Genomic DNA, 21147 nt, shown 5'->3' with positions numbered 1-21147 from the left:
GTCCTCGATTGCCATGGACCAGCCCTGCCGCTCCATCCTTCCGGTAGGTCGCCAGAAGCCTCCATACCTGGCGCTCCGATACCCCCAATGCCGTGGCAGCTTGAGCCTTTGTCAATCGCTTCTCAAGGACAGCGTTCAACACTACCGTTCGTTTAGCCTCTCTCTCGCTCATTGTCAGTTCTTTCATAGACTGACATTTTCACTGCTCTCTTAACCCCTGACACTATCACTGCACCAATGCAGGCGTCTAGTTGGCCGATTGACCGCCCGTTTCGCCGCTAAATATAATCGAGGCACATGAATAGTGAAATTCCCAAGGAGGTTGCGTCATACTTTTAACAGCAGCGGATTCCGCCCGTGTCGTAGTGGATGTTGCTGAGGACAAACAGGCATCGGATATAGTAATGCTGGACCTCAGGGGCCATTCCGACTTTGCAGATTACTTCGTCATCATGACCGCGGAATCTACCCCGCAGATGCGCGAGCTGGCCTTCCAGATAGAGGAAGCGCTGGAGAAGAAGGGGCGGAGGATCCACCACAGGGAGGGGACTCCTGAGGGCGGATGGGTCCTGCTGGACTTCAGCGATGTGATCATTCACATCCTCCGCCCCGAGGAGCGACAGTATTACAGCATCGAAAAAGCATGGTCCAAGGCCGTAGAGACCGTCAGGATTCTATGATCCACTTGTCGATGTCCCGCGTGTAGGAGACGATCTCCTGCGGCGAGAAGAACAGGGCGATCTCCTTCGCGGCGGAGGCCTCCGAGTCCGATCCGTGGATCAGATTCATCCCGATTGACAGCGCGTAGTCGCCGCGGACGCTGCCCGGCGTGGCGTCCACCGGCTTGGTAACGCCCATCGTGGCGCGCACGATATTTACGGCGTCCGGCCCCTCGATCACCATCGCCACCAGCGGCGACGAGGTGATGAACTTCAGCAGGCCGGGGAAGAACTTCTTCGTGACGTGCTCCGAGTAGTGCCTTCTGGCAAGGTCCTCGCTCATCGTCATCAGCTTCATACCCGCGATCTTCAGGCCGCGCCTCTCCAGCCTTGAGATAAGCTCTCCAACGAGCCCTCGCTGGACCGCATCCGGCTTCAACAGTACAAGAGTCCTCTGCACGATAATGCTCCTTCCTAACTACCTGCCCAGGATCTTCTGGGCGGCCTCAAATTGTGAGCCTCGCATGTAGATCGGCTGCAGCGCGGCCGGGTCATCCGCCCTGCCGGCAGCGAGCGACCTGTGGCCCAGCATGGCCAGCACGGCCGCCCGGCGGGTCGGCGGCGGAACGGCTGACACGATTGCCCTTCCGCCCAGCCGCCGCCTGATCTCGGCGGAGTTCGCAGCCGCGTCCTCGCCGCAGATTACCGTCGGCACGACGACCGTCGCTGACAGATCTTCGAGCGTCTGGACGGCGTACTCGCCATCCGAGTTCCCGGCTGCGTTGTACCTGGCAACGTAGAAAAGCCCGCGGCCGGCGTCCAGAATTGCGCAGACCGGACTCCCGAGTCCGAGGTACGGAGCCGCCTCAACTTCGAGCGTCGAAATCCCCAACAGTGGTATGGAACGGGCCATCGCGAGCGATTTGGCCAGGCTCATACCCACGCGGAGGGCGCTGAATCCGCCCGGGCCCATCGCGACGAAAATGGCGGCGATGTCACTTATGGCGACGCCGGCGTGTGACAGCGTGCGGAGCAGGGTAGGGGCGAGATCCACGGAGTGGTTACGCCCGGCCCGCCAGGTCGTCTCCGAGACGATTCGCCCTCCATCGGAGACTGCGACGGTCGCGAAGCCGGTGGAGGTATCTATGCTAAGCTCCATTGGCCCGGCTCCTTTCCAGTTGGGCCTGCACCGTGTTTAATAGCTGCGAGTAAGACTCGCTTTCGGAGGAAAGAACTACCCTCCGGACGGTGTCCGAAATGTAGTCGATCGCTATGGAAAGGTGCTCCTGGGGAAAGACATTCTTAGCTTTGTCCGCCCATTCGATTACGCATAAGCCGTCGCCGTTCAGGTACTCCTCAACGCCGATGTCCAGCACGTCCATAGCGGAGCCCAGGCGATAAAGGTCCATGTGATAGACCGGGAGCCTGCCTGCGTACTCGGTGACCAGGACGAAGGTGGGGCTCCTGGCGATATCTGGAGAGCCTGTCCCCCTGACGATGCCCTGGGTTAACGCTGTCTTGCCGGCGCCAAGCCTTCCGGTGAGTAGGAAAATGTCGCCGGGGCGCGCGCCTGCGCCGAGGATTTCTCCAAGCCGCTGCGTCTCCTCGGGGCTGTTGCTGATAGTCTCTATTCGCACTTTGGCTCGGAACGGGCGCAAATCGCCCTGCAGGGGATATGTAAAGGCATCGACATCGAGGCGCATCCGTGTATTATAATCGTACGATTAAAGCTGACTCAAGGCGGGACCATTGCGTGCGCTGATTGTATCCGACGTCCATTCCAACCTTGAGGCGTTCGAGGGCGTAATCGAAGACGCCCAGAAGCGCGGGGGCTTCGACGAGATCTGGTCCTTAGGCGACCTGGTGGGCTACGGCCCAGACCCCGGGGCGTGCGTTGACCTGCTGCGAAAGCACAAGAACCGCAGCGTCGCGGGCAACCACGATCTCGCGGCTGTCGGGCGGCTGAGCCTGGAGGCGTTCAACACCTACGCCGCCTCTGCCATCCACTGGGCGGTCGCCCAGCTCAAGGAAGACCACATCAAGTACCTGCGAGATCTCCCCATCCGCGTCGAGACGGAAGACTTCACCATCGTCCACGGCAGCCCCCGCGACCCCGTGTGGGAGTATGTCGTTTCCGTTGCCGCGGCAACTGCCAGCTTCCTCCACCTCGGCACCAAGAGGTGCCTTGTGGGTCACTCGCACCTTCCGTTCCTCTGCAAGCCGCAGGGGCAAAGCGCGGCGTTCTTTGACTTTCCGCTGGACCGGCCGTTCGCACTCAAGAATGACCGGATTATCATAAATCCCGGCAGTGTGGGCCAACCTCGCGACGGGGATGCCCGCGCCAGCTACGCGCTATACAACTCCAAGGACAAGTCCGTGACCCACCACCGCGTAAAGTACGACGTTGCCGTCACCCAAAAGAAGATGAAGGAGCGCGGGCTCCCTGGCTACCTGGCTGATAGGCTACCCCACGGGCGATAGCGGGGCCTGGGGACGCTAAAACACGTAGTACATTATCAGAAATGTGCATACGGCTATTGTGACAAGGACAGATGTGATGAGCGCGCCTATAAGCAGGCTGGCGCAGCAACACAGTAGCATACTCCCTTGTTTTCAACTCTCCCTTTCAATACCATTCTGATCTCTCTGACTCGGGCCTCAATGGCCCTCGTGCTCGTCCTCGCCGTCGTCTTCCCCCTCGCGCCGGCGGGGAGAGGGCGCAGCTGCGGCGGAAGCCAGGGACGGGACAAGCGCATTACGCCCTTTTCGCTTCGCCGGGCGCTTCGCACTCATCTCTGCGATGGCAGCCTTGATCTCCGCGACATCGGACGACGAAGCCAGGTCGACCACGACCCCGGCTACTCCGACGCTCCTCAGGCCCTCCAGGTCCTTCGTTGACAGGTCTCCCGGCACAGGCATGAGTACCGGCCCGGAAAGGACTCCGCTCACAAGGCCGATGTTGATGAGTTTTCCTACGGTCATCGCCTGCAGATCCTCGTTCGAGGAGAAGTAAGCGCCGTCGATCGGCAGGGCGTTCACGATGCGTCCGACGTCGTCGTCCATGTCGTCGGTGATCGTCACAAACTTGCCGAGCTTTTCCTCGTCGAGTACCGAGGACTCCGTCGGGTCTGCGTCGAAGACGATGAAGTCGCCGCCAAAATCCCCGACCTTTTTCGCCTGTTGCGATGTTACTGCGGACATGCGGATGCCCCAGACACGGTCCTCGAGTTTTCCTGCGATTCCTGTGACAGCTTGCTCATCCCAGGCGTCCAGGGCCAGCAGGAACGCGTCCACGCGGGCGCCGGCCAGCCCGGGGTCCGCGGCGGCATCCGGCGTGATTTTGCCGATGAGCAGCATGTGAGGGTTTGCTTCGCTCTTGCGTGAGGAAGATGCGAAGCCCATAGCCTGCACCTGTCCCTGCCCAACCTTGCTCAACTTCTCAATCAGCTTGCTCATTGACACCTCGTTTGCGCATTCCGGATAACTGCTCCATATAGGATACATTTGTTTGCGCCGGTTGGGGTAACATAGGAGGACTAAATTTCGGTGCCTACGGGGCACAAACGAATTGCTTCCGCCGGCGTTCTAGATGTAAGCCGGCGCGCATTCGGGAGCAAGGGGCGGGGAGTGAAGTCGAAAACCCTTCAAGGCAAGTCGCTGCAGTACATTGCGCTGGAGCCGGACGCGTATGACCCCTCCCGGCCGCTGCCGATGGTGGTCCTGGCCCACGGATTCGGCTCGAACATGGCGGACCTGGCCGGGCTGGCTGAGCTGATCGACAGCCACGGCTACGTTTACGTTTGCTCGAACGCCCCGATCGAGATGCGGTTCGGCTTCCGCGAGACCGGCTATGCATGGGCAGACCGGTACGACCGGTCGACGAGCGAGCAGTGGCGGTCGGCTGAGGAGAAGCTCAACGTGCTCGTTGATGAAACCATGGAGAGCTATGGCGTTCCGCCCGGCAAGGTGGTGCTTGGAGGTTTCTCACAGGGAGGGATGATGTCCTTCCTGTGTGGCCTCACGAGGCCTGAGCTATACGCCGGCATTATTGCCATGAGCGCCGGGCTGCCGGACCCGGAAGGGCTGCAGAGCCGGCTTCCGCAAGGCAACAAGCCGCCCGTGTTCATCTCCCACGGCGACATGGACTCGATGATACCCGTGGACGAGGCCCGTGACGCCCGCGTCTTTCTTGAATCCGAAGGTTATTCCGTCTACTATCGAGAGTATCGAATGGGCCACCAGATCACCCACGATGTGCTCCGTGACCTCAAGGCATGGTTGGGACCCGTGTTGCCTCCGGGACCGTTAAAGCTCTGAATGTCGGTCCAGGGGCGCTTCAAGATGTGCTGAGTTGGCGGCCGTCAAGTCTTAACAATGGAGCCTTAGATGAAGAAGACCTTGCTTCTCCTCGCCGCTGCGACAATTGTCGTACTGGGCGCGGTTGCCTGCGGCAACGAGGGAAAGAAGCGCTATGAAGAGGGGGTCCAGCTCCTGGAGCAAGAACGCTGGGAGGACGCCGTCGCGTCCCTCAATGAGGCCATCCGGCTGGACGCTAAAAATGCGGACGCATTTTACAGCCGGGCGAAGGCCCAGGCCAGCCTGGACAGACAGGCTGCTGCCATGCAGGACGTCGATGAGGCAATCAGGCTCAAGGCCGACCACGCCGCCGCGTTTGCTCTGAGAGGCGAGCTGAAGGGCGACAAGGGTGAATATGAGGGCGCCGTGGCAGACCTGACCGAGGCGCTGCGGCTGGAGCCCAACAACGCGAAGGCACTCGTGCTAAGGGGCAAGGCCTACGCGGAGCTCCGGCAGGCCGAAACGTCGATTGCCGACTACACGTCGGCTATTGCGCTGGACGCAAACAACGCGGAGGCGTTCCTTGGCCGAGGCACGGTGTACGGCGCAACAGGCAAGCTGGACGAGGCGATCAGGGACCTTACAGACGCCCTCCGCCTGAACCCTGTCTCATCTGCTGCCCGATCGCAGCGGGGCAGCGTTTTCGCCCGCCAGGGCGAGTTCGACCGCGCCATCGCGGACTTCAACGAGGCCATCCGGCTGAGTCCCAACACGGCCTCATACTACGGAAACAGGGGCATCATCTACGCCGAGATCGGCCGGCCGGACGAGGCGATAAAGGACTTCAACCAGCTCCTCGCCATCACGCCGAACTCACAGGCCGCCCAGTACTTCCGCGGCAACGCCTACGTTGCCATGGGCGAGTACGAGCTGGCGCTGGCGGACTACGGAGCAATTTTGGCCGTCACGCCGTATGACTCCGAGGCCCTGCTGGCGCGCAGCCAGGCCCATGCGGGTCTGGGCCTCTTCGAGCAGGCGCTGGGCGACCTCAACGTCTATATCAGCATGGAGCCTGAAGACCCGGTTGCATACTTCCACCGCGGCAATGTCTATGCGGACATGGACCAGCATGTAGACGCCATCCGGGAATTCGACAAGGCAATTCGGCTGGAGCCGACGCTCGTAGAGGCCTACATAAACCGCGGCAACTCTTTCATCGTGCTTGAGGGCTTCGCAGAGGCCCTGTCAGACTACAACAAGGCGATCGAGGTGAATCCGGAGTCGCCCGTGGCCTATAACTACCGCGGGATGCTGTTCGCTGACGGCGCGGATGACCAGGCCGCCGCGCGCGACTTCGACGAAGCCATACGCCTGGACGACACTTACGCTGAGGCCTACAAGAACCGCGCAGTTGCCCTCATGAACCTGGACCTGGTTGACCGCGCTCTTGGAGACCTGGACGACGCCATCAAGCTTGAGCCTAACTACGTGGACGCGTACGCCTACCGCGCGGTGGCGTACACCATGCTCTCCAAGGACGCGGAGGCCAAGGCGGACCTGGACAAGGCCGTCGAGCTGGGGGCGGACCGCGCCGTCATGGAGCAGTACCTCGCCGGCATCCGCGACCGCCGCGTCACGGACATCCCCGTGCCATAGCGGACCCTGAAATGTCTGACCTGTCTGACAGTTGCCGGGACTGTGGCAACCCGAGCAAGCCTACCTCACCGCCTGCGCCTGGCCGGGGAGGGCGATCTCCATGACCCGGATATGCCCGAGCTTGCTCTCGCGGGAGACGTAGGCGATGCGGCGGCTGTCCGGGGCCCACGCGCCGCTGGTGAAGAGGTCCGGGTCCGTGGACTGGTCGCTTGGGGTCAACGGCGTCCTGAGCGAGTTCAGGCCGGCGCCTGTGATGACCGTGATTTCGTTGAAGCCCTCGACGCCGGCAAGGCGGCCCTGCGTGCGGCTGTCGAACAGGATGAACCGGCCATCCGGCGACCACCTGGGCGCGCCGTCGTTGCGGATGATGCTGGCGGAGCGGTTCTGTTGTTCCGAGCCGTCCGGTCTCATCAGGAATATGCTGAAGACCTGCCCGCTTGCCCCCGTATGCTCTTCGAATTCCGTCTGCGCCCGGTTGGACGAGAACGCTATCCACGCACCGTCCGGCGACCACGCCGGGTCGGAGTCCACGCGGTTGTTCGACGTCAGTTGCTTCTGCTCGCTGCCGTCGGCGTTCATTACGAATATCTCGTAGTCGCCGTCGCGGTTTGACTGGAAGGCGAGCTGTGTGCCGTCCGGCGACCAACTCGGGTTCAGGTCCGCCTTATCGTTGTTCGTCAGCCGCTGCACGCCCGTGCCGTCGGCGTTCATGACGTATAGCTCTGCGGGGCGGATGTCCACCGGCGGGCCCTGCATGGAGGAGCCGGGCACCGGTGTCCAGTCGTCTCGCGGAATGTCGCGGCTGGAGGCGAACGCGATCTTTGAGCCGTCCGGCGACCATGTAAGGTCCAGGTACGAGCCCGGCTGGTTGGTCAGGTTCTTGCGGTCCGTGCCGTCCGGGCGCATCGTGTAGATGTCCGTGCCGTTGGAGGCGGCGCCGAGGAAGGCGATGATCGTTCCGTCCGGCGACCAGACCGGCCGCGTCTCGTCGATTTCAGGCGTGTTGGTCAGGTTGGTTCTAACCCCGCCGTCCGGCCGCTGGGTGAAGATATCCCAATCGCCCGTATCGTCGGAGGCCAGGGCAATCCGCAGGCCGTCAGGCGACCACGCGGGGTACTCGTCGCCGTCCGCTCGGCTCTCGATCTCGCCGGACATGTTGACCGCGATGGCGATGACGACAACCGGTATCGCGATTACCACAGCGATGGCCACCAACACGAACGGTGAGATGCTGGACTTTGCACGGCGGCTTGCCTGGTAGGGCATGGGAATCTCCTGCGGGAAGCGTTAACGTCACAGTGTGTAGATGATATGGCATACAACGGCGGACCGCATCACAGAGTTCTGTGATTTCCGGTTGGGGGACAGCGTCAAGATTGGGCGGGTGGGCCGGACTCAACCGGCTCGCCGTCCCCGGGGGCTGCCTGGGACATCGCCGAGCGGTACTGCTCATCCAGCCAGCGCTTGATCGCGTCGAGGCCGGGCGGCGAGATGTAGAAGACCTGTATGTCAGGCGCGAACTGCACGTGATGGTCGTCGCGGATCATCAGCACGCCGGACTCGTCGCCTTGCAGCGTCTGGTCTATTCTTGCGCCGATGGAGTCATAGCGCTTCTGGACTGCCTCGCGGTAGGCGTCCATCGCCATGGTCATGACACGCCGGCTGCGGACGCCGATGGTTAGGACCATGTGCCAGTCGTAGAACTCCTCCATCAGGTCGCGGTCCTCGGTGGCGTGCAGCTTGGCTTCGGCGCGGCACAGCTCCCGTACCAACAACACGCCCTTTGCGTTGATGTCTGCCACTGTAGACAGAGCATCGTCGCCCTCCGTGAAGACCGCTTCGTGGTACACGTGGGCCACCTTGCCCAGCATGCGCTCCAGGTTGCGAATCTGGTCGCGCACCTCCGACCAGTACTTGTGCACCACCTTTTGCCCCTCGACGGGCATCTCCTTAGGCAGGGAGAAGATCGGGACAAGGTAAAGCTTCCGTCCCTGTTTGAACGCCTCCGCGTCCGGTTTGGGGATCTGTATTCCTTCGGATGTCATCTGCAAATCTCCATCAACATGAATGGCGTGTTGTGACGTGGCCGGCGGTTTCCTGTAGCCTGGACGATTTATCGTGCCCGTGTTGTTGACAGGCTAACCTGGTGAATAAGACAGGCGCGATGAATCGCGCGGGCTACACCACCGCCCGCTTCTTGCGGCCCTCGCCCTTCCGCTCGCCCTCCGCGCCGATCTTCTCGATGCGTACGGCGCAGACCTTGTACTCCGGGATCTTCGAGTTAGGGTCGAAGGCGGCGTTGGTGAGGAAGTTCGCGGCGTGGTCGCGCAGCTTCACGAACGGGACGAAGACCTCGCCCGCCCGCATCTTGTCCGTGAAGGTCGCGCGGCCCTCAAGCTCGCCGCGGCGGGACAGCACGCGAATCCACTCGCCGTCCGCGACGCCGTACTTCGCGCCGTCCTCCGCGCTCATCGATACCTGGAGCTCCGGCGCGCGCGCCAGCAGGCCGTCCGCCCGGCAGGTGATCGTGCCGCCGTGCCAATGGTACAGGATGCGGCCGGTGTTCAGGATGAGCGGGAACCGCTTCGTCGGCAGCTCCTCGGCCGGAGCGCCCTGCTCGAACGGGACGAACTTCGCGCGCGGCCCCCTCGGGAAGTCCGTGGCGTACAGGTAGCGCGTGCCGGGGTGATCGGGAGTCGGGCAGGGCCACTGGATGCCGCCCTCTTTGTCCAGCCGCTCGTAGGAGATGCCCGCGACGATAGGCGTCAGGCGCGCCATCTCATCCCATATCTGGGCCGGGTGCATGAACGCGAACTCCTTCTCCAGCCCCAGACCCAGCCGCCTGCTCATCCGCGTCGCCAGGTCGCACAGTATCTCCCAGTCCGGCCGGCTATTGCCAATGGGCTCCACGGCCTTGCGGACGCGCTGGACGCGGCGCTCGCTGTTCGTGAACGTGCCGTCTTTTTCCGCGAACGAGGCAGCAGGCAGGACGACGTGCGCTATCTGCGACGTCTCGTGGAGGAAGATGTCCTGGACGACGAGGAACTCCAGCTTCTTGAACGCCTTCTCGGCGTGGTGGAGGTCCGGCTCGCTGAGCAGAGGATTCTCCCCTGTGACATACATCGCCTTGAGCTTGCCGTCCATCGCCGCCTGGACCATGTCCGTGACGACCATGCCCATCTGCGGCGGTATCGGGTGGTTGCCCCACGCCTGGGTGAACTTGGCGACGTTCGACGGGTTGATCGTTTGGTAGCCCGGGAAGGCGGTGGGCAGGCACCCGGCGTCGCCGCAGCCCTGCACGTTGTTCTGCCCGCGCAGGGGCGATATGCCTCCGCCCGGCTTGCCCAGCTGCCCGGCGACGAACGCCAGGTTGAGCAGGCCGTGGGCGTTCGCGGTGCCATTGGTGTGCTGGGTGATGCCCATGCCCCAGATCAGGCATGAGCCACTGAAGGGCGGCCTGGCGTAGATGCGCGCGGCCTTCGCGATGTCCTTGGCGGGGACGCCGGTGAGCTCCTCGGCCTGCTGGAGGTCGTACTTCGCGACCACATCGCGCCACGCCTCGAAGTTCTCGGTGCGGTGCTCGATGAACTCCATGTCCGCGAGGCCCTCGTCCAGGATCACCTTCGCCATCGCATTCAGGAGGGCGACGTCCGTCCCGGGGCGCGGCCGCAGCCAGAGCTCCGCATAGTCGCACATCTCGATGCGGCGCGGGTTGATTACGATCAGCTTCGCCCCGCGCTCAATGACCGCCCGCCGCATGCGGGAGGCCGCGACGGGGTGGTTCGAGTTGGCGTCCGAGCCGATGATCACCAGGCAGCCCGCCTCCTCGTAATCGATGTACGAGTTGCTCGTCGCGCCGCTGCCGAGCGCCACCAGCATCGCCTCCACTGACGGCGAGTGGCAAAGCCGCGTGCAGTGGTCGATGTGGTTGGACTGCATCACCAGGCGCGAAAACTTCTGCTGGACGTACCCGTCCTCGTTAGTCGCCTTGGCGGAGCACAGCGTCGCGAACTCGTCGCCGCGGTACTGGGCCAGCTTCTCGGAGATCAGGTCGAGCGCCTCGTTCCACGTCGCCTCAACCAGCTGCCCCTCGCGGCGGATCAGCGGCGTTGTGAGGCGGTCGTTGTGGTGCACAAAGGTGTAGCCGAAACGGCCCTTCACACACAGCATCCCCACGCTCGACTGGTTGGCCGGATCGTCCAGCATCGCTACGATGCGGTCGCGCTCGTCCACCTGCGCCTTCACGCCGCACCCGACGCCGCAGTAAGGGCAGGTGGTGTTCACCGTCTTCGCGACGCTCTTCACCGGCGCCTTGACCTCGATCGCGCCCGTGGGGCAGACCGAGAGGCACTGGCCGCAGGTGGTGCAGATGGACTCCAGCAGCGGCTTGTCCATGAACGTCCCGATGCGGCTCTTGCGGCCCGCGCCGAGGAAGTCGATAGCGCCGATGAACTGGTGGCCGTCCTGGCACGCCTGAGCGCACCGCCCGCAGAGGATGCAGGCGTCCATCGCGATGTTGAACACGGGGTTGCTCGCATCCACCGCCTCGCGGCGCCTGCTCGCCCAGCGCGGCGCGTCGATCTCGTGCCACCGCGCGGCGATGGTAAGCTCCCGGTAGTCCTTCGGGAGGGTTCTGGGTGCTGGGGACTGGGTGCTGGGTTTGGAAGAAGGGCCGCCCACCATCGCGAGCGTCAGCTCCACAACGCCGCGCCGGATCGCGCGTAGTTGCGGCGAGTCCGTGACCACCTTCATCCCGTCTGCCGCCGGAACAGAGCACGAGGCCGGGAAGCCGCGCTGCCCCTCAATCTGCACCAGGCACGTCCGGCACGCCCCGATGGGCTTAATGTCCGGGTCCTTGCACAGCTGTGATATGTACGTGCCGGACGCGTTCACCGCATCCAGCACAGACGCGCCGGGGTTTACCTGGACCGTGGAGCCGTTGATTGTGAGGGTAATGGTCATGGGGTACACCTTCGCCGAGGATGAGTCTCGGTTGGTCGAGTTGTGTTCGGGTCAAATCACGCCCGACTTCAAGCTTCGCAGGATGTCAATGTTCTCTTCCAAGAGTCTTATAGACTCTTCGAAGTTTGTGACTCTCGCCTGCATTAATGCATCGGTAACTTTAATAACATCGCGGACTGCTCGGACGCCGATCTCAGTGAAGTTTTGCGCCGCCGCATTGGCCCCGTATCCAATAGCCCTTGGCAAAATGAACTTTGCAACACCGATCCACATACCACCGCCAGTGCTATCGGTCCACTCATTCACGACTACTGAGTGGTGTCTGCACAGTTCTTCAATGGCAGTTACGGGGTCCCATGGACCCGAAAATGAACTGCGATACCGGTCCGCCAGACGTTGAAGTTCGATCACATCGCTGCCCATACCGCCACCCCCAGCGCCGCGACCGCCACAGCCAACGCCGCCATCGCGAGATAATTCTGCATCGGTTTGGATGTCGCTAATTTCTCTAGTCGGGCGATCCGCAACTCGTTTTGCTGCTGTATCTGAACAGAATTCCGGGCGCTCTCTTCAGTCCTCGCCTTTTGTGCAAGGAGGTCCTTATGTAAGCCAAGCAGCACCGCTGTGTAGAGCTCGCTGTACTCTTTGACAAGTTCCTCAACCTTCTTGCCGGTCAAAACGTTCGTCTTGTCGACCGTTTCACTGGCTACTTTAGCCGCCGTTTCCTTTGTGTGTGACACAAAAGACGTGGCAACTCCTTTCAATCGGTCTCCAAATTAACTGCGCTCTGGTGTTTCTCCGGCGGAATCGACCATTTCGTATCCCCCTTTGTCGTCGGCGATTTATGGTTGGGCGTTTAGATGGTCTCCGAGCTTAGTTCGTAGAGTGTTTCAGGCGCGATATCGACTCCGTTCGGCCATGCGACAGTCCCGGCAACGGTGTCTATGCTGACACGGGCGAAATAGACGGGGTCGCGGTGCATTTCAAAGGCAGGACCGTTCAATAGATGTTGTAGGCTGACTGTCCTAGATGAACCATCGTCGAACGTCAATGCCAGCATGTAGTCCCCGATCACAGTCACCTCAACCACATGTATGATCATGTCAATTTACCGTGCTCCTGACGCTACCCGCATCGCGATCTCGTCCCCGAAGAACCGGAGCGCGCTGGTGATTGGGCTGCCGGCGGCCTGGCCGAGGCCGCATAGCGACGCAGCGCCCACGACGTCCGCCAGGTACCGCAGCTCCTCGATGTCCGACTGCGCGCCCTTGCCGGAGAGGATGCGGTCTAGCGCGTCCACCATGCGGGGCGTGCCCTCGCGGCACGGCGTGCACTTGCCGCACGACTCCGCAGCGTTGTACGCCGCCAGCCGCCTCACGACGTCCAGCGCGGGCGTGCGCTCATCAAGTGCGATCACCCCGCCTGCGCCGAGCATGACGCCGGACTCGTGTAGCAGCCCCGGCGCGATCTGAGTGTCGAGCATCGAGGTCGGGAAGACACCGCTGGACGGCCCGCCGACGGCGACGCCGGTCAACGCGTGGCCAGCCATCGGCCCATTGCCGACGGCCTCGATGATCTGCCGGAGCGTCGTGCCCATCGGTAGCTCCACTACGCCGGGGCGATGGACGGAGCCGCTGAGGCTGACGATCTTTGTCCCGGACGCGCGCTGGTTGGGCGGCGTCTTCGAGTCTGACGGCCATGCGCCAATGGCGGCGTACGCCTTTGCGCCTTTGGCCATGATGAACGGCACATTAGCGAGTGTCTCGCAATTGTTGATGACCGTCGGCTTGGCCCATAGGCCGGCGGTGGTCGGGAAGGGTGGGCGGAGTCTTGGCTCGCGGCGGTAGCCCTCCATCGTGTTCAGGAGGGTGGTCTCCTCGCCGCAGACGTATCCGCCCGCGCCGCGCATGATTGTGACGTTGAGGGTGAAGTCGGAGCCGAGGATCTTCTCGCAGAGAAGGCCCGCGGCTTTGGCGCGGGCGATGGCCTTCTCCATCCGGTGGGCGGAGAGGTTCGCCTCTGCGTTGATGTAGACGTACGCCTCGTTGATGCCGGTCGCGTAGGCGGCGATGGCCATGCCCTCGATGATCCGGTGGGGCACGCCCTCCATGAGGTGGCGGTCCTTGAAGATGCCCGGCTCGCCCTCCTCGGCGTTCACCACCAAGTATTTTGGTGAGTTCCGAACCTTCCGCGCGCCCTCCCACTTCATCGCCGCAGGGAAATATGCGCCACCTCGACCGCGCAGGCCGGATGCCTTCACCTCCTCGATCACCGCCTCCGGCGACATCGACAGCGCCTTCGCCAGTCCGGCATATCCGCCATGCGCGAGGTAGTCGTCGACGTCCGTCGCGTCTATCTCGCCGCACCCGTCCATGGCGATGCGCTTCTGGAGGGCGAAGAAGTCGCTCTCTACGCCGTGGCCTTTGACCTCGCGCCGCCCGTCGGGGGCGATGGTGACTGTCTTTGGAGCCTGGAAGCAGGTGCCGTCGCACCCGGCGACAATGATGACCTCATTCTCACCCACGGCCTGCCGTACAGCCGCAACCACCTTATCCGCGCCCACGGCGAGCGAGCAGTGGGCGACCTGGACGATGTGCCGCGTCTTCCCGCCTAGTAGCTCCTTGCGGCGGGCGGCGGCTTCCGCTGCTATTTGCGACAGGAATTTGATGGGGGATGCGGTAGTCGTCATGGCTTCGCCGCCCCGTTGACTGACGCATGGACCGCTGCGGCCGTCGCGCGCCCTTGCCACTTCCCATCTACCTCGACCGCTGGCGCCAACCCGCAGAGGAAGCCGCAGAGGGTCTCTTCGAGGGTAATGCGGCCGTCGGAGGTCGTCTCGCCGGGCTTCGCCTGCAGGTCGTGCGCGAGGCCGGACAGGAGGTCCTTGCCGCCGTTCATCCAGCACCCGAGGCCCGTGCACACGCGCACGACGTGCTCCCCGGGCTTCTTGATGCGGAGCTCGGTGTAGCTCGTTGCCGCGCCGTAGACCTCGCTGGCAGGGATGCCCAGGTGCCAGCCTACAACCTCCATCGCCCAGTCCGGCAGGTGACCGAACTCGTGCTGGAGGAAGTGCAGCGCGGGGAGGAGTTGCCCGTGGTTGCGCGGGAACTTTTCGCGGAGCACCGCGCGGAGCTCTTTGCGGTCCGTAATCAAGGCAACCTCCATTCGCCGCATACTAGCGTATGGCGGACGGTTGTTCAACTATGTCGTCGAGCTTGAGCTCACGGATTTTAGCCGGAGGTATCGTGCCGTCCGCGGCCCAGCCTCTGGCGCGGTAGTAGCCGTCGATCATCATATCGAGGTCGTCCCGCGTCAGGCCGATGCCCTGGACTATCCCGGTTGGCAGCGTCTCTGTGAGGACGCGGGCGGGCAGGGTATCGTCCGCGCGCGTCCAGCCCTCGCGGATGTTGAACAGCTTCTTGAGGTTGTTGATGCGCTCTCCCGCCTGCTTGAGCTCCCCCGGCGTCATGTCCCAGCCGGTGATGTGGCGGTAGATGGCGGCGGACTCGGCGTGGAGGTCCGTGAAGGCCTTGCGGAGGAATTTGCACCAGATCAATGAATCGAGCACTGACGAGAAGTCCTCGCCCTCCGCCGTGATGCGGCCGCGCTCGTCGTCCACCTTGAGGCGGTCAACCCGCGCTGAGAAGTCCGCCTCGTATGCGGACGACCTGTTGTGGCACGCGCCGCGTGTTGCCACCGAGAGCGCCACCGCCATCGTCTTGAGGCTGCGCGGCTCGTAGCCGGGCATCTCCAGTCCTTTGACGTGCATCGCCCAGGCCTCTGAGCCATGGCCCGTCCTCTGCGCGGCGATGCGGCTCCCGTCCGCCAGCAGCGCGCCGATGCCTTCCCGCCGCGAGATCAGCTCCAGCGTCTTCAGGAGCGCGTCTTCGTTGCCGAACCGGAGGTCGATGCCGCCCGTGTCCGCCGGCGTCAGGATGCCCTTCTCGAAGCACTCCATCGCCCAGGCGATCGTCGCGCCGGCGCTGATCGTGTCCATGCCCAGCTCGTCGCACATCTTCGACGCACGTATGACGGTGTTGGGGTTGCCGACGCCGACCAGCGGGCCGAGCGCGAAGCCGCTCTCGTACTCCATGCGCCCCTTCGCCTGCTTGCCGTCGTCGTCCGTCGTCACAATCTGCTCGCAGCCGATGGTGCAGTTGGCGCAGTGGGCATTCTTGACGTGGTGCGACTGGACGAACGCCTCGCCGCTGATCTGCTCCGCCTGGTCGAAGGTGGACTGCTGGAAGTTCTTCGTGGGCAGCGTGCCGAGGCGGTTGAAGACGGCCACGTTCGCCATCGTACCGAGCGTCCGGTACTTTTCCGTCGCAGGCCCCAGGCTGCGGAGGGTGAGGTCCTTGCCTATCGTGTCGAGGGCATCCTTCTCGAAGACTTCCACGGGCCGGCTGCCCCGGAAGGCGATGGCCTTGAGGTTCTTCGAGCCCATCACGGCGCCGGACCCCGTCCGGCCCGCCTGCCGCCCGCCGTCGTTGGCAACGCTCGCGTACTTCACCAGCTTCTCGCCCGCCGGGCCGATGCTCGCCACGCGAGTCATGCCGCCGAGCTTCGCTTTCACTGCCTGCTCGGTCTCCGACGTCGTGAGGCCAATGAGCACGGCCCCGTCGAGGTAATCTACTCCGTTGTTAGTGATATGGAGGAGCGTAGGCGAGGCCGCGCGTCCGGTGATGACTACCGCGTCGCAGCCCGTCTTCTTGATCTCGGTCGCCAGGAAGCTGGATGAGAGGGAGTCTCCGATGAAGCCGGTGAGCGGCGACTTCGTTAGCACCGCGAACTTGCTTGAGGTGGTGAGCCTGCTGCCGACGAGTGGGCTGGTGACGAAGATGAGCGTGTTGCCGGGCGAAAGGGGCTCAACGCCATGGGGACAGTACCGATAGAGCAAATACGTGCCGAGGCCGATGCCGCCGATGAAGCGGCGCAGGATGCTCTCGGGCAAGGGCTCCCACGCCACCTTGCGGGTGGTAAGGTCGATCAGCATGACCTGGCCGTGGTAGCCGTACATGAGTGCCGTCCCTGGGGCGATTTACCCCCCTGCCTGGCTCGAGAAGAGGAGCAGAGTGTCGCCCTGCCTTAATTCTACAGACGCGCCGCTGATGAATTCCACCCCATTGAGGTTCAGGACGTAGCTGTCCATCGGCCCAGACAGGTCCGGTCGGATGGCCTTGCCGACAAGGGCTGGGTATTTGTCGGCGAGCCTCTGGGCGAAATCCGCCGGGGAGGAGCGCACGGGCAGGGCCACCTCCACGATCTTCTGTCCCGCCAGCAGGCGCGCCTGCCCGTATAGCTCCACGGTCACCACGACCTCGCCGGCTGGCTGAGAGGCCACTGCGCTACTTCCCGGCCGCCGCGAGCGCGACAGCCCGGTCGAGGTCTTCCTGCGTATTCACGTTGAAGAAGCTCAGGCGCTCGGGGTCGATCTGCTCCACCTCGGACTGCGCCACGTAGCGCACCCTGACCCCATCGAAGAACTTCGCAATCTTGAGGTCGTTTGACTTGAGCTTTGCTTCGATGAAGTGGAGGCAACGCTTCGAGTACACCGCGTGAGTGGGCTCAGGCCTGCCGTCGAGCACCGGCACCACTGCGTCGTAGCCCTCGCGCAGGCCGACCATGCGCCGGAATAGTTCAAGGTTGAGGAAGGGCATGTCGCAGGCGACGACGATTCCCCAATCGCCGCTCGCTGCCGAGAGCCCGGTGTATATGCCTCCGAGAGAGCCGGAGTCCGGGTAGATGTCCACGGCAACCTTCGTGGTCTTCGGCAGCGGCAGAACAGCGGCGCGCTCCGCGTCGTTGACGTTCACCACGATTTCGTCCGTTACGCGCGACAGCCTGCCGATCACGCGCGTAATCAGCGGCTCGCCGCCGATCGGCTCAAGCGCCTTGTTGCGCCCCAGCCGTCGGCTCATCCCGCCCGCCAGCACTATGCCGGAAATGTTGACTTTCGAGGCCATCCAGGACTCTCCACCTATCGGACTTTCGGGATACCCAGGTCTCTACAGATATTCCTGGCCAAATCGTCATCTATCTCGCTGTGCCTCGGCACGGCTGTCGCCTTATTAAGGGCTGGGTTTCGCCACCAGGAGTGTCGAGCTCCGTCACGTACAAATTCGCATCCTTGAGAGCGCATGTACTTTATGAGGTCCGAACGCCTCATACGGCTATCGACTCTTCCTCGTATTGGGTCCCCGCCGCGGCGATAGCTTCTTCCCGGTTCATAGCCAGCGCTTCCTCGAGCGTAACCTTGAGGGTCACGACAAGCTCTTCTCGTGTCGCTTCCTGGCAGTTCACACCGGGGATCTCTTCAATCCAACCAATCCACCATTTACCACTCTGTTTGATGACCGCCGTGTAGTTATTCATTTGTGCCTCACTGCCTTCCGTACCTACCCCAAAAATCCCCGGATTTGCGCCGACCACTCCACCATCTGCCTGGTGTGCGAGAAGTTTAGGCCCTGGCGCACCATGTCGTACACCAGCGTCGTCATCGCCATGTGCTCCTTGTCCACGGAGCGGCGGAAGCGACGGCACAGGAGCGCGCTGTCCTTGCCCAGCAGCTCGCGGACGTTGTCCTCATTAGCATACTCCAGCGCATTTGCCAGGTCATCTTCAAAGTGCGGCATGACCTCTTTCGCGTACTTCAGGTCATCGTCGCTCATCGCGTCCAGCGCGAGCAGCTCCGGCGGCACGCCCACGGAGTAGAGCGCCGCAGCGAAGGTGATCGCCCGCGGCAGGCGTATCTCGTGTGAGCCGCCGACGCCCTCCCGCGAGTACCCGAACAGGCCTGTGTGCAGTCGCCTGTCGCGCCTGCGCGGAACAAACGGCGCAACGGAGTTCACCATCTTCGCCAGTGGCGACACCTGCGCCTCATACCGCCCGCGCAGCTTCTCCACCAGCTTCAGCGTCCGGTCCTCCTCCACGTGTGTCGGGTCCGTCCGCTCGTGCGCCATGAGCTGGTTCACGCCCGCCCTCGCGTCCTTCATCTCGTAGTCGTACTTGAAGGAGGACTGCACCGTATACGTCTGCACGCTCGGGAACTCCGCCAGCACACGGCCAACGTACGGCGGCCTGAAGTTGCCTCTGAAAGGCGAGCTTCCCACTCCGATAATTGGGTGAATGGCTGTCCCCAGCCTCTTCTCCAGCTTCCCCAGGCGCTGCAGCGCGAATTTGGCGAGGAGGACGGCGCCGGCCATGCCGTAGTTGAGGGCCGGGTCGCTACGTGCCAAAAATACGCGTACATAGGGGAAGTCTTTGGCCGCGAATGCGTAATACTCTTCTACGATTTTGTCCGCGTGGAGCATGCTGGGGTGGTCTTCGAACAGGGGGATGACGCGGATGGAGTGGGGCTTGTGCTCGCCCATCCAGTCCTTCACGAGCTTGCCGCCGGGCAGCATGTGCCGGTCTTTACCAACCACGACGTCGCGGTAATAGGAGTCGAGCCAGATTAGCTCTTGCGAGGACGTGGTCATAGGTAGTATGACCTCCGTTATAGGGGCAATTTCGGCCTCGTAGTAGCTCGACGCGACGTCGAAACTGGTCACTATCGTATGTAGTGCTTCCTCCACCTTTTTGCGCATCTGGCGCTCGACGCCGGGGTTGGGGATGCGGAGGGTCAGGAATACGTCTTTGCCCAGGACGCGCTTTTTGAAGAAGTCCGGGTGGCTCATGAGGAGCTTGAGGGTGACGTCCACGTCGGCGGCCTTGCCCTCGAAGTCCCACATCTGCTCGTCGCAGCCGAGCTGGTCGTAGACGTAGGAGGCCTCTGCGACCTCGCCTTCGCCCTTGAGGACGCCGTTCTCTGCGAAAGGCGGGGGCGTGGCGTTGTCCGGGTGCTGGGTGCTCATGGCTCTTGGGGGCAACACGGCGTGTCCTTTTTCTCGACGGAGTGGCGCTTTCGCACAACCGCACTATTGTATAACGTTGGGGAGAAAGAAGGACGGTTTGTTCCGTCGGCGGGGGAAAAAGCAGGAGGGCGCGGCCGCATGAGTCGCGGCCGCGCCCTGTCGTTATCCTTTCGGGTTGGGTGTGCTACTTGCCGGACCGGCCGTTCTAACGGCCGATCGATATGCCCGCGTCCGCCTTGACGTTGACAGAGATCGTAGAGCCCCGCCCGTTGGACGCCCCGCCGTTGGCGGGGGTGCTCGCGGGCTTCTTCTCCTCGGAGCGGCCGCGGTTGCCGTCATTGTCGTCATCCTGGTCGTCGTCATCGTCGTCGGCGTGCACGCGGACGCTGACGGCGGTGGAGGTGGCGGCCTCGTACTTCGCGGTGACCTCGTCGCCGACTTCGATAGTTGTCGTGGCGTTGGCGGACGTTGTCACCCGGCTATTTGCATCGAGCTTCAGCTCGATCGCTGCGCCGCGCTTTGAGGTGACCGTGATGCGGCTGCCGTCCTCGCTAACCGCCGTGACCTCGCCCTCGATGACGCGCGTGCCGAGGACCGCCCGGGTGGACGATGCGCTTGCGCCGACGGACTTCAGCGCCTGCTCGTAGCCCTTGACCGTGTTGTCGCGGGCCCTTTCCAGCGCGGCCTTCGCCTGGGGCGGCGCGTCGGCGATGACTTCCGCGAAGAGGTCCAGCTGGCGCTGCATGTTCGCCTCCAGCTTCGCGGTCACATCCGCGTGAGCCTTTTCCTTCCGGGCCTTGGCATCCGCCTGGGCTTCGGACTTGGCTTCCCTGTCCAGCTTCTGGGCCTGGGCCTCCAGGCGCTTCACAACGTTGGAGATCTTCATCTCGGCCTTGGCCTTGAGCCGGTTGGACTGCGGGCCAAGCTCCAGGAGGAACGTCGCCAGCTCGCCGGCAATGGCGTCCGAAATCTCGTGGTCGATCTCGATCTCCAGCCTGTTGCCGGTCTCATCCTCCACGACAACGATGTTGCCGTTCGCCTCCACCAGCGTGAAGGTGCGGTGCTCTCTCTGCGGCTGGCCGGGGACGACCATCACCCGGAGGGCCGCGGGGCTGCTGGTGGTGTTCTCGGCCAGGACGGCGACGCGGCTGCCGACGGGCACAGCGTCCATGCCGGAGGCGTCCTTATCGCCGGTCTTGATCTTCGTCTCGGCGTCCACCACAAGCTGCACGGTAGAGCCGTCCTTCAGCTTCACGGTGATAGAGTCGTCCGTCTTCGCCTGCACCTCGCCGAAGATGCCTGTCAATGCTCAATGACTTTGTCAGTCTTACTGCTCAGTGATTTTGTCAGTACGACTGGTTTTGGTTGAATCAGTCTCGATCTCCAAGGGTGATCTGGAGCCGGCTTTCGATCCTTGGGCGAGGAGAGGGGTGTGCTGGAGACGGGTCCGTCTCCAGCACGCCCCTCTCCTCGCTTGCCCGCCTGAGCTTTTCTTCGCCTTGCTCGCAGGACTGCGGGTCTTAGGGGAGCAACCGTGCTGGCCAGCTCACGCCCCTTGTGCATGACCACGATGCGCCCGTCCAGCCGCTCCTGTACCTCTACGGTCGCCCTGGCGTATGTGCTCCGCTCGCTGTCAGGCTCGATCTGCAGGTCCTCTCCACCAAAGCTCACCGTGTTATCCGCGGCCACTGTCCGCTGGTATCGGAAGCACAGCACACTGT

The 21147-nt window shown here is 63.1% G+C and carries 24 protein-coding genes; 4 read left to right on the top strand and 20 right to left on the bottom strand.

Going from position 1 to position 21147, the window contains the following annotated elements; translation table 11 throughout:
• Positions 1-187: helix-turn-helix domain-containing protein (locus tag FJ319_10900; GenBank protein ID MBM3934789.1), on the bottom strand; the 187-nt coding region annotated here is incomplete at its 3' end.
• Positions 188-329: 142 nt separating this feature from the next.
• Between FJ319_10900 and rsfS the strand changes: the two genes are divergently transcribed.
• The gene (gene rsfS, locus FJ319_10895) at positions 330-680 is read left to right on the top strand and encodes a ribosome silencing factor (GenBank protein MBM3934788.1); all 351 of its coding nucleotides are present in this window, start codon (positions 330-332) and stop codon (positions 678-680) included.
• Here the strand turns inward: rsfS and FJ319_10890 are convergent.
• From FJ319_10890 to tsaE, 3 genes are read right to left on the bottom strand one after another with little or no spacing between them, the layout of a single operon-like run.
• Positions 667-1119 (bottom strand): nucleoside-diphosphate kinase, encoded by a 453-nt coding sequence (locus tag FJ319_10890; GenBank protein MBM3934787.1) that lies wholly within the window; start codon positions 1117-1119, stop codon positions 667-669. The genes rsfS and FJ319_10890 overlap by 14 nt on opposite strands.
• Positions 1120-1137: 18 nt before the next feature.
• Entirely contained in the window at positions 1138-1818 is a 681-nt protein-coding gene (gene tsaB, locus FJ319_10885) for a tRNA (adenosine(37)-N6)-threonylcarbamoyltransferase complex dimerization subunit type 1 TsaB (protein ID MBM3934786.1), read from the bottom strand.
• Positions 1808-2362: a tRNA (adenosine(37)-N6)-threonylcarbamoyltransferase complex ATPase subunit type 1 TsaE gene (gene tsaE / locus FJ319_10880; protein ID MBM3934785.1), complete on the bottom strand. Its 555-nt coding sequence runs from the start codon at positions 2360-2362 to the stop codon at positions 1808-1810. The genes tsaB and tsaE overlap by 11 nt, the downstream gene beginning before the upstream one ends.
• 46 nt (positions 2363-2408) lie before the next feature.
• Here tsaE and FJ319_10875 point away from each other — a divergent pair, with 46 nt between their 5' ends.
• Positions 2409-3140 carry a metallophosphoesterase family protein gene (locus tag FJ319_10875; protein ID MBM3934784.1) on the top strand — a complete coding sequence of 244 codons (732 nt, stop codon included), beginning with the start codon at positions 2409-2411 and terminating at the stop codon, positions 3138-3140.
• 177 nt (positions 3141-3317) lie between these two features.
• On the opposite strand, the gene FJ319_10870 is transcribed toward FJ319_10875, so the two are convergent.
• Positions 3318-4115 carry a hypothetical protein gene (locus FJ319_10870; GenBank protein ID MBM3934783.1) on the bottom strand — a complete coding sequence of 266 codons (798 nt, stop codon included), beginning with the start codon at positions 4113-4115 and terminating at the stop codon, positions 3318-3320.
• Between the two features lie 84 nt (positions 4116-4199).
• Here FJ319_10870 and FJ319_10865 point away from each other — a divergent pair, with 84 nt between their 5' ends.
• Together FJ319_10865 and FJ319_10860 are read left to right on the top strand one after the other, a co-directional pair.
• A complete protein-coding gene (locus tag FJ319_10865) occupies positions 4200-4976 on the top strand; it encodes a hypothetical protein (GenBank protein ID MBM3934782.1) in 777 nt (258 codons plus the stop codon).
• Between the two features lie 69 nt (positions 4977-5045).
• Positions 5046-6611, top strand: coding sequence for a tetratricopeptide repeat protein (locus FJ319_10860; protein MBM3934781.1), 1566 nt, complete (start codon positions 5046-5048; stop codon positions 6609-6611).
• A 60-nt stretch (positions 6612-6671) separates the two neighbouring features.
• Here the strand turns inward: FJ319_10860 and FJ319_10855 are convergent, their stop codons facing one another.
• From FJ319_10855 to FJ319_10785, 15 genes are all read right to left on the bottom strand, one after another.
• Positions 6672-7877, bottom strand: coding sequence for a hypothetical protein (locus FJ319_10855; protein ID MBM3934780.1), 1206 nt, complete (start codon positions 7875-7877; stop codon positions 6672-6674).
• A gap of 104 nt (positions 7878-7981) precedes the next feature.
• Positions 7982-8656 carry a hypothetical protein gene (locus FJ319_10850; GenBank protein ID MBM3934779.1) on the bottom strand — a complete coding sequence of 225 codons (675 nt, stop codon included), beginning with the start codon at positions 8654-8656 and terminating at the stop codon, positions 7982-7984.
• Between the two features lie 133 nt (positions 8657-8789).
• Positions 8790-11573: a formate dehydrogenase subunit alpha gene (locus FJ319_10845; GenBank protein MBM3934778.1), complete on the bottom strand. Its 2784-nt coding sequence runs from the start codon at positions 11571-11573 to the stop codon at positions 8790-8792.
• Between the two features lie 51 nt (positions 11574-11624).
• Positions 11625-11996, bottom strand: a complete 372-nt coding sequence (locus FJ319_10840) for a hypothetical protein (protein MBM3934777.1) — start codon at positions 11994-11996, stop codon at positions 11625-11627.
• Entirely contained in the window at positions 11981-12337 is a 357-nt protein-coding gene (locus tag FJ319_10835; protein ID MBM3934776.1) for a hypothetical protein, read from the bottom strand. Before FJ319_10835 ends, FJ319_10840 begins: the two co-directional genes overlap by 16 nt.
• A gap of 92 nt (positions 12338-12429) precedes the next feature.
• Positions 12430-12675 (bottom strand): DUF2442 domain-containing protein, encoded by a 246-nt coding sequence (locus FJ319_10830; protein MBM3934775.1) that lies wholly within the window; start codon positions 12673-12675, stop codon positions 12430-12432.
• A 6-nt stretch (positions 12676-12681) separates the two neighbouring features.
• Entirely contained in the window at positions 12682-14262 is a 1581-nt protein-coding gene (locus FJ319_10825) for an NADH-quinone oxidoreductase subunit L (GenBank protein ID MBM3934774.1), read from the bottom strand.
• Positions 14259-14747, bottom strand: coding sequence for an NAD(P)H-dependent oxidoreductase subunit E (locus FJ319_10820; GenBank protein ID MBM3934773.1), 489 nt, complete (start codon positions 14745-14747; stop codon positions 14259-14261). The genes FJ319_10825 and FJ319_10820 overlap by 4 nt, the downstream gene beginning before the upstream one ends.
• Before the next feature lies 1 nt (position 14748).
• Positions 14749-16590, bottom strand: a complete 1842-nt coding sequence (locus tag FJ319_10815; protein MBM3934772.1) for an aldehyde ferredoxin oxidoreductase family protein — start codon at positions 16588-16590, stop codon at positions 14749-14751.
• Positions 16591-16611: 21 nt separating this feature from the next.
• A complete protein-coding gene (locus tag FJ319_10810; GenBank protein ID MBM3934771.1) occupies positions 16612-16914 on the bottom strand; it encodes a MoaD/ThiS family protein in 303 nt (100 codons plus the stop codon).
• Positions 16915-16918: 4 nt separating this feature from the next.
• Complete coding sequence (locus FJ319_10805; protein MBM3934770.1) at positions 16919-17536, bottom strand: molybdenum cofactor guanylyltransferase; 618 nt, start codon at positions 17534-17536, stop codon at positions 16919-16921.
• A 14-nt stretch (positions 17537-17550) separates the two neighbouring features.
• A complete protein-coding gene (locus FJ319_10800) occupies positions 17551-17739 on the bottom strand; it encodes a type II toxin-antitoxin system HicA family toxin (protein MBM3934769.1) in 189 nt (62 codons plus the stop codon).
• Positions 17736-17945, bottom strand: coding sequence for a type II toxin-antitoxin system HicB family antitoxin (locus FJ319_10795; GenBank protein MBM3934768.1), 210 nt, complete (start codon positions 17943-17945; stop codon positions 17736-17738). The genes FJ319_10800 and FJ319_10795 overlap by 4 nt, the downstream gene beginning before the upstream one ends.
• Before the next feature lie 23 nt (positions 17946-17968).
• Positions 17969-19426 (bottom strand): phosphoenolpyruvate carboxylase, encoded by a 1458-nt coding sequence (ppcA, locus tag FJ319_10790; GenBank protein ID MBM3934767.1) that lies wholly within the window; start codon positions 19424-19426, stop codon positions 17969-17971.
• Between the two features lie 205 nt (positions 19427-19631).
• On the bottom strand, positions 19632-20732 hold the full coding sequence (locus tag FJ319_10785; protein ID MBM3934766.1) for a hypothetical protein: 1101 nt from the start codon (positions 20730-20732) through the stop codon (positions 19632-19634).
• Positions 20733-21147 lie beyond the last annotated feature (415 nt).

The organism is SAR202 cluster bacterium, assembly GCA_016872355.1.
In the GTDB taxonomy this organism is placed as follows: Bacteria; Chloroflexota; Dehalococcoidia; order Lucifugimonadales; family VGZY01; genus VGZY01.
The sequence above is the reverse complement of the archived record's forward strand: the minus strand, read 5'-3'. Positions and strand labels throughout refer to the sequence as shown.

Excerpts from the sequence above, each read along its gene's own strand:
- tsaE (MBM3934785.1), bottom strand. The coding sequence starts at position 2,362 with ATGCGCCTCGATGTCGATGCCTTTACATATCCCCTGCAGGGCGATTTG.
- FJ319_10860 (MBM3934781.1), top strand. The coding sequence starts at position 5,046 with ATGAAGAAGACCTTGCTTCTCCTCGCCGCTGCGACAATTGTCGTACTG.
- ppcA (MBM3934767.1), bottom strand. The coding sequence starts at position 19,426 with ATGAGCACCCAGCACCCGGACAACGCCACGCCCCCGCCTTTCGCAGAG.
- FJ319_10825 (MBM3934774.1), bottom strand. The coding sequence starts at position 14,262 with ATGACGACTACCGCATCCCCCATCAAATTCCTGTCGCAAATAGCAGCG.
- FJ319_10805 (MBM3934770.1), bottom strand. The coding sequence starts at position 17,536 with ATGGCCTCGAAAGTCAACATTTCCGGCATAGTGCTGGCGGGCGGGATG.
- FJ319_10830 (MBM3934775.1), bottom strand. The coding sequence starts at position 12,675 with ATGATCATACATGTGGTTGAGGTGACTGTGATCGGGGACTACATGCTG.
- FJ319_10820 (MBM3934773.1), bottom strand. The coding sequence starts at position 14,747 with ATGCGGCGAATGGAGGTTGCCTTGATTACGGACCGCAAAGAGCTCCGC.
- FJ319_10870 (MBM3934783.1), bottom strand. The coding sequence starts at position 4,115 with ATGAGCAAGCTGATTGAGAAGTTGAGCAAGGTTGGGCAGGGACAGGTG.
- FJ319_10815 (MBM3934772.1), bottom strand. The coding sequence starts at position 16,590 with ATGTACGGCTACCACGGCCAGGTCATGCTGATCGACCTTACCACCCGC.
- FJ319_10850 (MBM3934779.1), bottom strand. The coding sequence starts at position 8,656 with ATGACATCCGAAGGAATACAGATCCCCAAACCGGACGCGGAGGCGTTC.
- FJ319_10800 (MBM3934769.1), bottom strand. The coding sequence starts at position 17,739 with ATGAGGCGTTCGGACCTCATAAAGTACATGCGCTCTCAAGGATGCGAA.
- FJ319_10855 (MBM3934780.1), bottom strand. The coding sequence starts at position 7,877 with ATGCCCTACCAGGCAAGCCGCCGTGCAAAGTCCAGCATCTCACCGTTC.
- FJ319_10840 (MBM3934777.1), bottom strand. The coding sequence starts at position 11,996 with ATGGGCAGCGATGTGATCGAACTTCAACGTCTGGCGGACCGGTATCGC.
- FJ319_10795 (MBM3934768.1), bottom strand. The coding sequence starts at position 17,945 with ATGAATAACTACACGGCGGTCATCAAACAGAGTGGTAAATGGTGGATT.
- FJ319_10845 (MBM3934778.1), bottom strand. The coding sequence starts at position 11,573 with ATGACCATTACCCTCACAATCAACGGCTCCACGGTCCAGGTAAACCCC.
- tsaB (MBM3934786.1), bottom strand. The coding sequence starts at position 1,818 with ATGGAGCTTAGCATAGATACCTCCACCGGCTTCGCGACCGTCGCAGTC.